This window comes from Streptomyces sp. NBC_00090 (assembly GCF_045160815.1).
In the GTDB taxonomy this organism is placed as follows: domain Bacteria; phylum Actinomycetota; class Actinomycetes; order Streptomycetales; family Streptomycetaceae; genus Streptomyces.
In genome coordinates this window covers 7,782,260-7,798,221 of the sequence record NZ_CP108224.1, presented here as the reverse complement: position 1 = coordinate 7,798,221, position 15,962 = coordinate 7,782,260, and the positions used below count along the sequence as shown (strand labels likewise).

Genomic DNA, 15,962 nt, shown 5'->3' with positions numbered 1-15,962 from the left:
CCTGCAACAGCCTACGGCTGATGGAGGACGAGGCGGAGACGAAGTACCACTTCACCCCGGACGGGAATCGGTGGAGTGAGCCGGAGCGTATGACAGCGGCCCGGTACCCCTCCACGAGAGGAGTACCGGGCCGCTGGTTCATCGGGCGGGGATCAGCAGCCGCTGACGCATTGGCCGTTCACCCACGAGCGGTTGATCTTGAATTTCGGATCTGCGGGGATGGAGTCCAGCCCGGTCGGGCTGGCCATGCTGTCATGGGCGATCACCCGTGGCGTCATGCCCTTGCGGTACTGGAACACTTCCATGTCCGGATAGGGGTCGCCCGTCCGCGTGATCTTCACGTCCGTCTTCGTCGCCTCGACCGTGAGGTTGGCGTCCACCGCGAAGAGCCTCAGGAGGCTGTTGACGGCGTGGATGCCCACGTCGAGCTTCTCCGGGGACACACTCGCCCCCCGATTGTGCAGGTTGACGACGTTGTGCCCCTTGATGACGGTGTTATCGGTGTATCCGTCGACGTCCATCGGGCGGGCCGGAATCATTCTGCCGGGGATGGTCTCCGTCTCCCACTTCCAGGGCGCCTTGCTCCCCGGATCCGCGGCCACCTTCTTGGCCACATTCCTCGACGGTGTCTCCGACGCGGTGATGGTGAACAGGCACTGGCCCGTGGCGGTGTCCCACAGAAGTGTCATCCGGTACGGCGCGTTCGCATCGGAGGTCGTTCCGCGGTCGTCGCCGGCGAGCATGCCCAGGGCGGCCTTCTTCGTGTGGATGTAGAAGCGGACCATGATGATGCCGCGGTCCTCTCCCGGGCCGACCTCGAACGGCGCCCACCGGGAGCCTTCCGGGTGGTCGTTGAAGAGCTCCACGACCTCTTCCCACTCGTCGTCCACCGTTTCTTCCTGCTTGAGGCGGTCCCCGGCGCACTCCGACCGGTTCTGCCGGCAGTAGTCCCTCAGGTCGGGGTCGTACAGACCGGTCGGATCGCTGGAGGCGAGCGGGTTGTTGTGGGCGTACGCGTACCCGTTGATCTGCTGTGTGTCGCTGAGGTCCATCACCGGGTCGGCGGAGATGAATCGGCCGATCGCCGGGTCGTACTCACGCGCCCCGAGGTGGGTCAGTCCGGTGGACGCGTCGCGCGTGCCCCCGATGAAGCCCCGGTCCCCGGTCCACCCGGCGGGCTGGGCACCCCGGGCAGCCCCGAAGGGCGTCGTCCGCCGCTTGGTGACGGCGTTCGTGGCGGAGTCCACCTGGAGCGTGCCCGTGCCGTGGTGGTCGGTGAGGGTGAAGGACAGCTTGCCCTGGCTGCGAACCGCGACCGTGCCACCGTTGTGAGCGTAGTAGCGCGTGCCCACCAGCGTGTTGTCCGGCTTCATCAGCACCTCGGTGCCGCCGGGCAGGGTGAGCGTGGACCCGGAGGCGTCCTTGCGGATCAGCCGCTGTCCCTCGCTGTCGTACACGTACGAGGTGGTCTTGGCGCCTTCGGTGACCTTGGCCAGGTGCCCCTCCTTGTCCCATGCCAGCGCCTGGTCGCCCGACGGCAGCTGCCTGCGGACGGTGTTGCCGCCGTTGTCGTAGGTGTAGGCCTCCGTCTTCCCGTTGTCCGGGCCGCCGGAGATGGAGACGGACGGCAGCCGGCTTCCGGTGACCGGCGTGCCGTAGGTGCGGGTGACATCGGCGGTCGGACCGCCCGGTGCCTTGTGCTGCACCTCGGTCTTGCGGTTGCCGATGGCGTCGTACGTGTACGAGGTCCAGTACGCGTCCGGGCCCCCGACGGTGGTGCCCGACGGGGCGGCGGCGCAGCCGTCGTTCGCCGTCCACGCCTCGGTGATGCGGCTCAGGCCGTCGATGCCGAAGCACTGGGTGTCCGTGGTCAGCTGGGCGTCCTGGCCCGAGGCGGTGACGACCTTGGTCAGGTTCCCGGCCAGGTCGTACCCGTACCGGGTGTCGTCCAGGCGCTGCGGAGCGGTCTCGCGGTCCGTGACCGTGCGGGTCAGCCGGCCGGTGTGCTCGTCGTACTCGTTGACCTGCCGGACCTTCCTGCCGACCTCGCCCAGCTCGGTGCTGATGGTCCGCCCGTAGTGATCGAAGGTGGTGGCACCGGCCAGCATGGCACCGCCGACCGTCGTGGCGACGGGCAGACCGTCGCCGTCGTAGCGGATCGCGACCCTTTCCTTGGGGAGGCCGCCGACCGCGGGCTCCTCGGAGTACTCCGGCTTGCCCGTGTTGGCGTTGAAGCCGGCGGTCCACTTGTAGACGCCGGCCAGGGCGCCCTCCACGGCCGGGATCGTGAGCTGTGACGCCGTGGCCTGGTAGCGGTTGTTGTACCAGGTCACCTCGGAGACGTAGGCGTGGCCGTCGACGTAGTGCTTGGCCGCGCTCTGCTTGCCCTTGGCCACGGTGTCGAAGACGTATTCGGTGGTCAGCACGCCGTTGACCTTGACCGCGGTCTTGCGTCCCAGGGCGTCGTAGTCGGTGTGATGGACGGTGCCCAGGGCGTTCTTCGTGTCGGTCTCCCGGTCCCCGATGTCGTACGTGATCAGGGTGGTGCCGGTGTCCGGGTCCTTGACGGAGGTCTTGCGGCCCCGTACGTCGTAGCCGTACGTCCAGTTCCGCCCAGCCGCGTCGGTGACCTTCGCCAGGCGGCCGAGCCGGTCGTAGCCGTAGTGGGTGGACTCGTAGGCCGTGCGTGCGGCGTTCGTGTACTCCCGGGTCTCGACGGTCCGGCCCAGGTTGTCGGTGAGGGTGGTCCTGGCGGTGCCGCCCGCCGGCGGGACGATCGTGGTCCGGTCGCCCTCGTCGATCGTGGTGATCCGGCTCTGCTCGTCACCGAACTTCTTGCTGACGACGGCGGTGACGCGGCCGGCGCCGTCGAAGACGGTCTCGGTGGCGGCCGGGTAGCTCAGCTCCGCCCCCGTGACCAGGATGTTGGAGGGGTCCCCGGCGGCGTAGTACTTGCCGGAGTTCCTCCAGTTCTGGTTGAGGGTGTTGAACGACGATTCGGTGACCAGCCGGCCACCGCCGGGCGAGGGCTCCTGGATCTGCCGGCTGCGCAGCAGGCCGTCCATGAACTCGTACGTCGTGCGGTAGCCGCTGGTCTCCGTGAGGGTGCTGGTCGCCACGACGATCGGGCCGTCGGTGCGTACCAGGTAGCTGTAGGAGAGGTGCGGGCTGTCCGGGTACGTGGCGGCCGCGCGGCCGGGGAGCCAGACCTTGGTCACCCGCCCGAGAGCGTCGTACCGGGTTGTGGAGACCTTCCTGTTGAGGTCCTCCTGGAGGATCGGCTGGGCACGCAGCGGCTCGTAGGTGGTAGTGGCGACATGGTTGAGCGGGTTGGTCACCACCGTCTTCGTGGCGACCTCGCCCGTGGCCGGCGTGTAGTCGGTCCGGGTGCTCTTGCCGTAGGGATCGGTGACGGTGGTCGGGCGGCCGTACACGTCGTACGTGGTGCTGCCCTTGGGCGAGTAGCCGTTGCCGTCGGGGTTGATCACCTCGGTGCGGGTGACATTGCCCTGGGTGGGCGCGCCGCCGAAGGAGCCGCCGTCGTACACGTTGCGGTTGTCGGAGATGACGTCGTCCGGGCGGGTGACGGCGGAGTCGCAGGAGACGGCCACCGTCTCGACCCGGGCCGGGAGTGACAGCAGGTTCAGTCCGGTGTTGCGGGCGTACTCGGTGCGCGTGCACTTCTCGTCGCCGCTCTTGGACTCGTCGCCGGAGTCGGCGGAGGTGACCTCCATGCCGACGGAGTCGAAGGTACGGGTGGTGGAGGCCTTGCGTTCGCCGGTGGAGGTCTTGACCCGGGTGATCTCCTTCTCCACTCCGCCGAACCGGGCCTCCAGGTCGGGCAGCCCGTCCCGCTGCCGGGTCGCGGTCACGGCGGACCGCCACGGGACGCTGGAGGTGGCCTTGATCCAGGCGCCGCCCTCCCCGTCGTACGAGACGGTCTCGCGGGTCTGGCCGGCGAACTCGGGGCGGTCGGTGACGACGGCACCGGTCGAGTCGGCGACCTCCGCGCCGTCGATCCCGCGGAAGAAGCGGGACTCGGTGAGGGTACGGCGGTCGAGGCCGTCGCCCTTGCGGACCTGCATCAGGCCGTAGCCGCGGAAGTCTCCGTACGTGCGGTCCTCGGGCTTGGTGAACTCGTCCTCGCCCTTGGCCCAGGCGGCGCCGCCGAGGTAGCTGTAGCGGGTGACGACGTCCGGGGTCTCGGCCAGGTTGTCGCCCTCGTCGACCTCTTCGACGAGGTACTTGTTGAACCAGTCCAGCTTCGCGGTCTCGCCCTCGAAGGCCCACTTCACCGGGTAGCAGGTGGTGGTGTTCGTCGCGTCGGCCGGTGGCAGGGTGGTGGCGGTGCAGCCGGGGGCGGAGTAGGTGATGCCGATGCTGCCGCCGGTGTCGGTGTTGATCTGGTAGACGCGGTAGCGGATGAAGGGCGCGAGCCCGTCGCCGAGCTTGTCGACGCGGTTGGCGAGCTGCTGGCCCAGGAAGGTGACCTTGGGCAGCGTGATGCTGCCGTTCGTATGGCCGGTGCGCTGGATGGTGGACAGCCACAGCGGGCGTGCGGTGCCGTCACCGGAGGGCGGGAAGGTCTGCTCCAGGGCCCAGGTGTCGACGTCCTTGTACGCGCCGCCGGTCAGCACCTTGGAGGTGATGCCGGTCAGCCGCTTCTTCGACCAGAAGGTCGGGCTGTACTGGCCTTCGCACTGGGCGGCGTCGTCGGCGCAGTTCTGGTCGACGGGTACGTCGGGCCAGTTCTCGGCGTGGTCCTTGTCGAACAGCCCGCACTCATCGGTGCAGCGGTCGGCGACGTCGAACTTCACCTGCGCCATGGCCGGGGCGGAGTACACGGAGTCCGAGCGCAGACCGTAGTCGATCCGGTCGAGCCAGCCGCCGCGGGTGTACGCGGTGGGCGTGCCCTTGTCCGCGCCGGCGACGGCTCCGCGGTCGTAGTTGTTGGTCTCGGCGTTCCAGTAGTACGTCTGCGCGTTGCCGCGCACGTCCACCACGTGGTCCAGCTGCCAGCGCCAGGCCTGCTTGCACCAGCCGGCGTCGAAGGAGCTGTTGTGGCAGGGCTCCCCGGCGTGGTTGCCGTAGACCGGCACGGTCCAGGCGGAGTTGGTCTCGGACTTGCCGTCGGACCAGCCCGGGAGGCGGTTGAGCCCGAAGAAGTACTGGGTGCCGTCCGTCCCGGTGACCTTCCAGTACTCGCCGTCGTCATCGCCGTTGGAGGCGCCTGTGAGCTTCTCGATCCGCTCGCCGTTGTCGGACTGGGCGTGCCAGCCCTTGCCCTGCTCGAAGACGAGTTCGGTGGTCCGGCCGCCGAGGCTCAGGGTGGCGTTGTCGGTGAACCAGCACTGGTCACCGGACTTCTCGGTGTTGGTGCCGCCCTCCATGTCGTCGTTGCAGGAGCGGTAGCGGCGTTCGATGAACCCGGGTTCCATCGACCAGCCGTCACCGACCCAGCCTGGCTGGTTGTTCGAGGCGGAGGTGCGGCCGTCCACGCTCTGCGAGGAGTAGTTCAACGACAGCTTGGGCGCCAGGCCGGAGGGCACGGCGGGGAAGGCGAGGGGGTAGGTCCAGCTGAAGCCGCCGGAGGAGCTGCCCGCGCTCCAGGAACCGGAGGCCTGCAGGGAGGTGGCCTTGTAGTCGCCGTTGGTGCCGGAGCTGCCGGCCTCGGCGGCCAGAACGGTCGCCCCAGCGCTGGAGACGAGTGAACGGGCGGAAGAGGTCCCGTCCTTGGGGGCCACGGCCACCGGGGCCGTGGTGGTCAGAGTGCCGGTATGGGTGTCGTTGACCGTGGGCAGGGGGGTGCGCACGCGGCAGCGGGGCACGGCGGGGGTGGTCAGCGCGCAGCCCGGCAGTTGGACCAGGCGCAGGCGGGAGGCCCAGTCGCCGCCGTAGGCGCCCCGGAACGCGGAGTAGTCGACGCGGATCTTCGCCCGGCCCGGGGCGGTCGACGTGCCGGCCATGCTGAACAGCAGACCCTGGACTCCGGAGCGCTGGGCGGCCTTGTGGTCGGCGACGGTCACCTTCACGCGCTGCGAGGGCTTCGCGGGTGCCGCGTAGGGCGCCCGGTCGGAGAGCGAGACCAGGGTGACGGGGAAGGACCCGGTGGCCTCGGCGCCACTGGCCGTCAGCTCTGCGGAATACGGCTTCGACAGAAGGTGACTCGCATGCGAATGGCGCGACTTGGCCGCCTCGGCCAGGGCCTGCGCCGTCTGGTCCGGCTTGCTGAGGGCGGCGCTGTGGCCGCTCTTGGCCGGGCCGACAGGTATCGCCGAGGCCTGCTTGAGCTGTGGCGGCGCCCAGCCCGAGGCGGTCACGGCTGAGGCGCCCGCCGGGGCGAGCCCGACGATCACCAGGGTGGAGGCGAGAGCGGGCCGTAGGGCCCAGCTCAGTGGCCTGCGTACCCGGGGAGAGCCCCCCGCGGAACGACTTGTGAACCTTCTCACTTCAACTCCCAGGCTGAACCACATGGTTGGAGGCAGGTACGCTAACACCGCCGGATCAACCGTAGTTGATTCCATTACAACTGGAATTGATGACCTCCATATGGGACAGCCGAAAGTAAGCGATCGGCGCAATCCATGGTGGGGCGGTCATGGTCCGCTGCAACATCAGCCCACAAAGGAGCAGTAGGTGTCTGCCTTGCGAGAAAGACCGTCCTTGCGGTTCCTCGGCCGCCGGGTCGTGGCCGCCGGACTGGCGACCGCCGTGCTGGGCGCCGTCGCCGCCCTGCAGCCCCCGGTACCGCAGGCATCGCGCCTGCTCCCCGTCGCCGACGCCGCCCCCACCGGGGCCGAACCCACCGAGGCGGAGACGGCCTCGGCCCAGGCGAAGGCGACCGGGAAGCGCGTCGAGCTGCTCTCCCGCCGGACCGAGAACTCGGACACCTGGGCCAATCCCAACGGCTCTTTCTCGGTGGACCGTTACGGATCGGCGGTCCGGGTTCTGGTGGGCCAGGACTGGGTGCCCACCGACCCCACCCTGACCTTCGCCGCGGACGGCCGGGTCGTTCCCACGGCCGCCACGGTGGCCATGTCCTTCTCCGGCGGCGCGGGCCCGATGGCCCATGTCGCCGAGGACGGCCGGCGGATGGAGCTGAGCTGGCCCAAGCCGCTGCCCAAGCCGACCCTGGACGGCAACGTCGCGACGTACGCGAACATCCTCCCGGACGTGGACCTTCAGCTGAAGGCGGACGTCGACGGCTTCTCCCAGCTGCTGGTCGTCAAGACCCCCGCGGCGGCCGCGCATCCGGACCTGGCCACCCTCAAGCTCGGCATCGACACGGTGGGGCTCTCCGTCACCGCCGACACCACCGGCAACCTCTACGCCCGCAACCCCGCCGGCCAGGCCGCCTTCGTCAGCCCCGCGCCGATGATGTGGGACTCCTCCGAGATCAGCGCGACGGGCTCCGGTACGGCCGGGACGGCGCAGGCGGCGGCCGGGGACGGCTCCGACGACCCCTTCGAGCCGGGCCCCGGCGCCAAGGACGCGCTCATGACCACCCGGGTCGTGGGGCAGTCCTTGGAGATCACCCCCGACCGCGACCTGCTGACCGACCCCGAGACGGTCTACCCCGTCTTCATCGACCCGTCCTGGGCCGAGGGCAAGCGGCAGAACTGGACCCGGGTCTCGGCGGTGTACAAGGGCAACTCGTACTGGAACGCGAATGACGTAGCCCGAGTCGGCTACGAGAACAAGACGAACGGGTTGTCCCGCTCCTTCTTCCAGCTGGACACCTCCAACATCAAGGGCAAGGACGTGAAGGCGTCCACCTTCCGGATCAAGAACACCTGGTCCTGGTCCTGCCAGGCCCGTGTCGTCCAGCTCTGGGACACCACAGGCGGCATCCACGCGGGCACCAACTGGTACAACCAGCCGACCCAGAAGACGCTGCTGGACTGGAAGAACGAGTCCAAGGGCTGGAAGGGCAGCTCCGACTGCCCCGAGGGCAACCTGGAGTTCGACGTCACCAACAGGATCCGCCAGGTCGCGGCGGCCGGTGACAACTCGATCACCCTGGGCATGTACGCCGCCAACGAGAGCGACACCTTCGCCTGGAAGAAGTTCGACCCCAAGACGGCCGTCCTGTCCACCGAGTACAACACCGCTCCGGACGTCCCGACGGAACTGGGCACCAACCCGAGCAACCCGCTGATCGGCAACACCAACATCAGCGTCCACGCGCTCATCAACGACGCCGACGCCGGAAACCTCCAGGCCAACTTCCAGGTGTGGCAGCCCGGCCAGGCCCCCGTGGTCGACGAGCACATCTCCGCCCAGCGCGGCCGCATCGCCACCCTCGCCCTGCCCGACGCGAAGATCCCCACCGGCTCCTACCAGTGGCGGGTTCGCGCGAAGGACCAGGACGGCGCGTACTCCGGCTGGAGCGCGGTCAAGTCCTTCGAGGTGGACCGCGAACGGCCCAGCAAGCCGCCGACGGTGGCCTCTCCCGAGTACCCCAACGGCGACGCGGGCTGGCCCGCCGTCACGGGCAAGGCGCGGGTCACCGCCGGTAAGTTCACCTTCGGCGCGGCCGGCATCGGCGACGTCGTCGCGTACCGCTACCGCACCAGCTGGGACCCGCAGGAGCGCGGCGTCAACGTGAGCAGCGCGCCGGGCAGTTCGGCCACCGTCACCATCACCCCGCCCGCCGTCGGCCCCGGCTACGTCTACGCGTACAGCCTGGACCGGGTCGGCAACCGCTCGGACGAGCGCGCGTACCTGCTGTACGCCAACGGCACCGGCGCCAAGGACCGCCCCGGCGACCTCAACGGCGACGGCAACGCCGACGCCTGGTCGCTCGACCCCTCCGGCACCCTGCGCAGCTACCTCGGCCAGGGCAACGGCAAGTTCGGCACGGCCGCCTACGGTGGTGCCGCCCTGCAGGGCGGCCTGATCAGCCACCGCGGCGACTGGGACAACGACGGCATCGAGGACCTCCTGGTCCGCCGGTACGACGACGTGGACAAGCGGCAGAAGCTGTACGTCTACCCCAACACGGGCTACGGCATCGTGCGCCCCGAGGACGCCTACGAGCTCACCGTGGCCTGCCCGCGCCACGCCGCCGAGGCAGGCGACTGCCAGGGCCCCGGAACGGACTTCTGGCACGACGACGACACCCAGATCCTGGCCATCGACGACCTCACCGGCGGACCGCGCTCCCTCAACGGCACCCACGCCCTCGCCGACCTGCTGGTCCGCGAGGGGGACAAGCTGTGGCTCTACTACGGCTCCGAGAGCCGGTACCTGGACGAGCAGAGCGACCCCATCCAGATCGGCGGCAACAGCTGGCGCGGTCACACCCTGATCGCTCCCGGCGACACCACCGGCGACGGCATCGCCGACCTGTGGGTGCGCCAGGACGACTCGGGTGACGTCTACCAGTACGTCGGCAAGAAGACGCCCGACGGCCGCTTCGACCTCGGATCCTGGGGCGAGTCCGCCCAGCCCGTGAAGATCCTCACCGGGGCCGGCGCCTCCACCTACCCCGAGCTGTCCTCCAGCACCGACCTGACCGGCGACGGCCGCCCCGACCTCTGGGGCCGCGCACAGGGCAACTCCCTGACCGTCTGGCCCGGCAAGGGTTCCACCCAGGGCGGCTACACGTTCGACGCCCCGCTGACCGCCGGCTCCACCCACACCGGTCCCAACCTCGCCAAGGGCGTCCAGGTGACCGCCACCGCCAGCTACGAGGCCGACGGCTGGAGCAAGAGCGCCCTGGTGGACGGCCGGCGTGACTCCCAGCCCGGCTCGAACGGCTGGAGCACCACCACCGCCAGCCCCAACAGCGACCGCACCGAATCGGTGACCGTGGACCTCGGCGTCCGACAGGCCCTGAACTCGGTCGACCTGTACCCGCGCAACGACGGCGCCAACAGCGGCATGGGCTTCCCCGTCGACTTCACCATCGAGGTCTCCGAGGACGGCACCACCTGGGACAGCGTGATCGAGCGCACCGGCTACCCCAAGCCGGGCAACGCCGACCAGTCCTTCTCCTTCGAAACCGCCAACGCCCGGTACGTCAAGGTCACCGGCACGAAGCTGTCGACCGACCCGCACGGCGACTACCACCTGCAGTTCGCCGAGCTGGAGGTCTACGGACCCCAGAAGCTCGCGACGGGTGCCTTCAACTTCGCCAAGGACATGACCGTCACGGCCAGCAGCAGCTACGAAGGCTCCGGATGGACCCTGAACGGCCTGGTGGACGGCAGCACCAAGGGCGGCTGGAGCAGCGCCGACAACATGGGTGTCAGCCACACCGAGTCCGTCACCGTCGACCTGCGGGCACCGCGCTCGGTCAACTGGATCAACCTGCGTCCGCGCGGTGACGGTGCCAACAGCGGAGCCGGCTTCCCTGTCGACTTCACCATCGAGGTCTCCCCGGACAACGCCACCTGGACCAAGGTGGTGCAGCGGACCGGCTACCCGCGCCCGGACGCCGCCGCGCAGGAATTCCCCTTCGACACCCAGCAGATCCGCTACATCAAGGTCACCGGCACGAAGCTCTCCAAGGACAATCTCGGCAACTACCACATGCAGTTCGCCGAGCTGGAGGCGTTCAGCGACCAGGCCTACGATCCGCGGGTCCCGGACCTCGCCGTGGGCACGGCCGTGACCGCGAGCAGCAGTGCCGCGAGCGGACCCGCCGGCGCCCTCGTCGACGCGAACCCCTCCACGTGGTGGAGCAGCAACACGTACTTGGCCAACCACACCGAATCCGTGACGGTGGACCTCGGCGCGAGCCAGTCGCTCAACTGGGTCAACCTGCGCCCGCGCAACGACGGTGCCAACACCGGCATGGGCTTCCCCGTCGACTTCACCGTCCAGCTGTCGGGCGACGGCACCACCTGGGGGACCCCGGTCGTCAGCCAGACCGGTTACCCCCGGCCCGGTGACGCCGGCCAGTCCTTCTGGTTCCAGGCGCAAAGTGCCCGCTACATCAAGGTGACCGGCACCAAGCTGTCCCAGGACAACTTCGGCCGCTACCAGATGCAGCTGGCCGCGCTGGAGGCGAGCGGCGGCCGCTACCTCCTCTCCTCCGCCGTCAACCTCACCAAGGGCGCCCCGGTCACGTCAACGAGCAGCTACGAGGCCGACGGCTTCAGCCGCTCCAACATCGTGGACGGCAAGCGCGACTCCACCGCTGCGTCGCAGGGCTTCAGCAGCAACGACAACACCGGCGCAAACCACAGCGAGTCCGTCACCGTGGATCTGGGCACCCGCCAGTCGGTGAACTGGGTCAGCCTCTATCCGCGCACGGGCACACCGGAGTCCACGGGCTACAGCTTCCCGGTCGACTTCACCATCGAGGTGTCCGAGAACAACACCACCTGGACCAAGGTCGCCCAGCGCACCGGCTACCCCCGCCCCGGGAACGCCGTCCAGCCCTTCCCGTTCAACAATCGCAACGCGCGCTACGTCAAGGTCAGCGCGACCAAGCTGGCGGTTCCCGGCGACTACCGGCTCCAGCTGGCCGAGCTCGAGGTGTACGGCCAGAAGGCCTTCAACTCGGCGCAGCCCAACCTGGCCCTGGGCGCCGCGGTCACGGCCAGCAGCAGCTACGTGGACGCGACCTGGAGCCCGGGCGGCCTGGTCGACAACAACACCGCCACCGGCTGGAGCAGCGCGAACGACACCGGCGCGAGCCACACCGAGCACGTGACGGCCGACCTCGGCACCCTCCAGAGCCTCAACTGGATCACGCTGCGGCCGCGCACGGACGGGGCCAACGCCGGTAACGGCTTCCCCGTCGACTTCGCCGTCGAGGTCTCCCAGGACGGTACGACCTGGACCAAGGTGGCCCAGCGCACCGGCTACCCCAAGCCCGATGCCTCGCCGCAGCACTTCCTCTTCGAGCCGCGGCCGGGCAGGTTCGTCCGGATCACCGGGACGAAGCTGAGCACGGACAGCCGCGGCGAGTACCACATGCAGTTCAGCGGGCTGGGGGCGTACAGCGGCAAGTCGCTGCCCCGGGAGAGCCGAAACGTCGCGAAGGGCGCGGCGGTGACCGCCAGCAGCAGCTACGCCGGCCCCGGCTGGACGGCCGCCGCGCTCACCGACGGCAACCCCTCCGCACTGCCCGGCCTGCAGGGCTGGAGCAGCGACAACACGCTCACGGCCAACCACCAGGAGTGGGCCAAGGTCGACCTCGGCGCGTCCCTGCCGGTGGGCTGGATCAACCTCTACCCGCGCAACGACAGCGCCGCCGACACCGGCAGCGGCTTCCCCGTCGACTTCGCCGTCGAGGTCTCCCAGGACGGTACGACCTGGACCAAGGTGGCCCAGCGCACCGGCTACCCCAAGCCCGGCAACGCCGTCCAGCAGTTCCCGTTCCCGACCCAGAACGCCCGGTACATACGGGTGACCGGCACCAACCTCTCCAAGGACTCCTCCGGCCACTACCGGATGCAGTTCGTCGAACTGGAGGCGTACGACCCGTCGGCGTCCTAGCCGACGATCGCAGGACCGAGTGAAACAGCGCGGGGCCGCCGGTGTGACCGGCGGCCCCGCCGTGTCCGGCACGACATACGGGTGCCCGCCCGCGGACCGTCCCGGGCGAGTCGCCGGGTGCGGCGTACGAAACCTCCGTGAGCGGCGGCCCTTTCCCACGGGTTGCCGTTCGCGGGGCGCCTTCAGGGCCCGGGAGATCGACACCAGGAGGTTGCGGTCCTCCGCCGCGCGTACGGCGGCCAAACGGGAGCCGTCGCCGCGAGCACCGACGACCTCGCCTCGTGGATCGGATCCGTCAGGCAGAACCCGGTCGTCCTCAAGGGCGCGCGTGTCGGTCCAGCCCAGGCGGCCTCCATGCCGGCGGCCCCGTCCGGCGACTGCCCGGAGGAGTGCCGGTCCGGACTCGGGGAATCTGCCGCTCCGGCAGGAGCCCCGTGCGGCATGACGGCCCGGCCGGCAGAGCCCGGGAGATGCCGACCAAAAGGTCGCGGTACGTGGCTTCGGCAGCCCGTAGCGCCCGAACCGCCGCCACGCCCTGCTCCTTGTCGGCGGGGATCCCGAGGGCGCGGGCGTCCGCCGCCGCACTGAACATGGCGGCCAGGCCGAAGGCGACACTCTCGGCCTCCGTCCTGCCCCCCTCGCGGGCCCGGGCGTAGGCGTCCGCCCGTACCTCCTCCGAACAGTACGCCCCCAGCTCCAGCATCCGGTCGTGGATGTCGGTCATCCGGTCCGTGAGGCGCCGGCCGGGGCCCGCGTACCAGGCAGTGGGGAGCCGCATCCGGCCACGGGGACCGCCGTCGCGACATATGGTTCGCCGCAGAGGGCCCAGGGAGCGCAGAGTCCGCAGCGGCCCGAAGACCTGTGAGGTGATCCAGGGTCCGACGATGGGGATGAGGAAGCCGACGGCGACGAGGAGGGTGCCGAGGCAGGCGAAGGACATGGCCACCCGGTTGAGCGGTTCCCAGTCCCGGCCGCTCCAGGCTGCCACGACCGCGGCCAGCTTGGCCGTACCGTAGGTGACGTTGGTCAGGAAGCCGACGGCCAGGACGGTGAGCCCCATGCGCAGCAGGCCTCCGGCCGGTGTCTTCCGCTCGGGGAGCTCCCTGCGGATGTCACGCGCCCACTTCCAGCACGCCGCTGCCGCCGCGGCGGCAGCGGCGGTGACGGCGAACAGGCAGAGCAGCACCATCTCGCGTATGAAGGGGGTGTTGGCGTAATACGTCTCGAAGTCACGCTGCCGTTCGACCGGCGCCTCGCCCCAAGCGAAACAGCCGATGAGCAGGACGGTCACGACACCGTGGCCCCAGATCCAACGCCTGACCCGGCGGCGGGTGCGGGGGAGAACCTCCACGTCCTCACGCCAGTTCTCCATGAGGACCCGGCAGGCACACGCGTAGGCGGAGAGGATGCAGTAGACCAGGACCGCCGAGAAGTTGCTGACGCCGGTCAACTCGTTGACGACCGCGATGGTCGGGGGCGCCGAGAAGAAGAACGCCGCGGCCTGCAGGAAGATCACGGCGTTGACGCTGCGGACCACGGGGCTCGGCCAACGCCTCACCAACGAGGGAAGTTTGACGACCAGCACGATGCCGAGCGCGGCGGCCGGGATGTAGAGATTCACGCCTTCTCGCCCGTCATCCTCTGAGCGAAGCCCAGATGCGGCCGGGCACTCCGCCGGAGGGGGCCGTGCTACGCCTGCGCTCCAGATAGGGCCTGACCCGGTCGGCCAGCATCCGGCCGAACTGTTCCGCACGCCGTTCCTCCTCGAGGTCCGGCTCCGTACGGGCGGCGACGTGGGTGACTGCGTCGGCAAGGCTCCAGCGGTCCCCCAGCATGCGGGCCGCGGCCGTCGCGCCGGCCGCGCCGCCATGACCGCAGTGCCCCTCCTTGAGGTGCCACAACTCGTGCCCCAGGATCACGACCTGGTGCAGGGGTGAGGTGTTCGCCTCGAGGACGATCAGATCGTGGTCGCCCATGTCCAGCCACAGGCCCGTCACCGTGTCCGGCGGGAACTCTTCGAGCATCAGGCGTACTTCGCGCCCGCTGCTCCGCGCCGCACACGCGCAGAACGCCTTCAGCAGCTCCACCGGTCGATCGGGGGCCGGCTGCGGCAGACCCATGAACAGCGCGTCGCGATACCGCCTCATCTCTCGCGAGACCCCCACCCCGTGCCACCCGTCCCCTCGTAACGGATGATGCACAGCCCCCCATGCATCGTTCCTTGCGCGCTATCGCTGGTGAGACGTCGTTTCCACGCCGCCGCGCTCAATCGACGTCATTGTGCCCCACCCCGGTCTCGAGGGCCGCGCGGGCCTCCCGGGCGCGCTCCTCCCGGGAACGCCGTGCGACGGACTCGATCAGGGCGATCAGGGGCTGGGCGGTGTCGTCCGGTACGTCGGCCAGAGCGCGGGCAGCGTACGCGACAACGCCGAGCGAGGGATCCACCCCGCTTGCGGTCCCAGCGGTTCGCAGGCGCCGCAGATCCTGGTCCTGGCGCTCCACGGTCCGCTCCAGCAGGTCCTTGTGGATCTGCTGCAACACCCGGTCCAGCGCCTCGGCCGGCTCGGCCACCAGGAACTCGATCTTCTCTCCGAAGAATGCCGCGATCCCGGCGGCGTGGTCGAGGTTCGGCGCCCTGCCTGTCTTGATCATCTTGTCGAGCCACTGCGCACTCGTTCCCGCGCCGGCCGCTATCTCCGCGATGGAGTGAGCCCGTCTGCTGCCGTCCGGGGCCGAGCGCAGCCGCGTCGCGCGCAGGAACAGGATCCGCTCGACCACGCGCCGGTGTCGCGCCTCGACCACGTCCACACCCGGGCCGGGCTCAGCGGACCGCTCGCCACGCAGCAGCTCCCGTACCTCCTCCGCGGCCAGCCCGGAGGCATACGACAGCCCGCCCTCGCCCTCCACTCTCAGCACGTCCTCGCGGTGCAATCCCATGCGGTCCAACAGCGCGTCGATCCCACGCACCGTGCCCATCAGGTCCTGAGCAGGCCCACCACTCACAAGAACTCCCGCGGTCATCGGACGAGGCCCCGCAAGGCTAGCAACCACCGTTGATCCGTCATCACCGATCCCCCGATCTTGCCGGCTCCGGGCTCGTCCCGGCCGGTCGGTGGCCGGTCGGCGGCCTCCCGCCCCTCCGAGCGTCCGGCCGCCGGGCCGGGCCGGGTGCGGCTCGCGGTGCAGTCCGCGGGTGTGGGCCGGCCGGAGGTGGATGACCTCGGCGGTGGTGTGCTGATCTCGATCGGGCTGATGTCCAGGGTTACTTGGATGGTTGCGTGATGCGGATCATTCCCTCGGCATCTGTTCCGAAAGCCGCCCAGATCCCAGCAGGCTCGACCGTCGACTGGCCGGCGGCCAATGAGACTGGATATTGGAAGCAGACGATGCGAATGGTCGACACCGGCCCCAGCCCCACCGGCTGGTCAGACCTTGGTGTCGAGTACGCCCAGCGCTGCGTGGAGGACCGGCTCGACACGCAGGCGTGGCCCCGACCCGGCGGCGGAGGG

General features: G+C 69.7%; 5 protein-coding genes. 1 reads left to right on the top strand and 4 read right to left on the bottom strand.

The features are described from left to right. Positions 1 to 152: 152 nt before the first annotated feature. Positions 153 to 6,356: an RHS repeat domain-containing protein gene (locus tag OG361_RS34710; protein WP_405859940.1), complete on the bottom strand. Its 6,204-nt coding sequence runs from the start codon at positions 6,354 to 6,356 to the stop codon at positions 153 to 155. A gap of 280 nt (positions 6,357 to 6,636) precedes the next feature. Here OG361_RS34710 and OG361_RS34705 point away from each other — a divergent pair, with 280 nt between their 5' ends. Further along, positions 6,637 to 12,453: a discoidin domain-containing protein gene (locus tag OG361_RS34705; protein ID WP_405859938.1), complete on the top strand. Its 5,817-nt coding sequence runs from the start codon at positions 6,637 to 6,639 to the stop codon at positions 12,451 to 12,453. Between the two features lie 316 nt (positions 12,454 to 12,769). Here the strand turns inward: OG361_RS34705 and OG361_RS34700 are convergent, their stop codons facing one another. From OG361_RS34700 to OG361_RS34690, 3 genes are all read right to left on the bottom strand, one after another. Then, positions 12,770 to 14,074: a DUF6545 domain-containing protein gene (locus tag OG361_RS34700; protein ID WP_405859936.1), complete on the bottom strand. Its 1,305-nt coding sequence runs from the start codon at positions 14,072 to 14,074 to the stop codon at positions 12,770 to 12,772. A 13-nt stretch (positions 14,075 to 14,087) separates the two neighbouring features. Continuing rightward, positions 14,088 to 14,600: a toxin-antitoxin system, toxin component gene (locus OG361_RS34695; RefSeq protein ID WP_405859934.1), complete on the bottom strand. Its 513-nt coding sequence runs from the start codon at positions 14,598 to 14,600 to the stop codon at positions 14,088 to 14,090. A 118-nt stretch (positions 14,601 to 14,718) separates the two neighbouring features. Continuing rightward, complete coding sequence (locus OG361_RS34690; protein ID WP_405859933.1) at positions 14,719 to 15,429, bottom strand: hypothetical protein; 711 nt, start codon at positions 15,427 to 15,429, stop codon at positions 14,719 to 14,721. Positions 15,430 to 15,962: the final 533 nt, after the last annotated feature.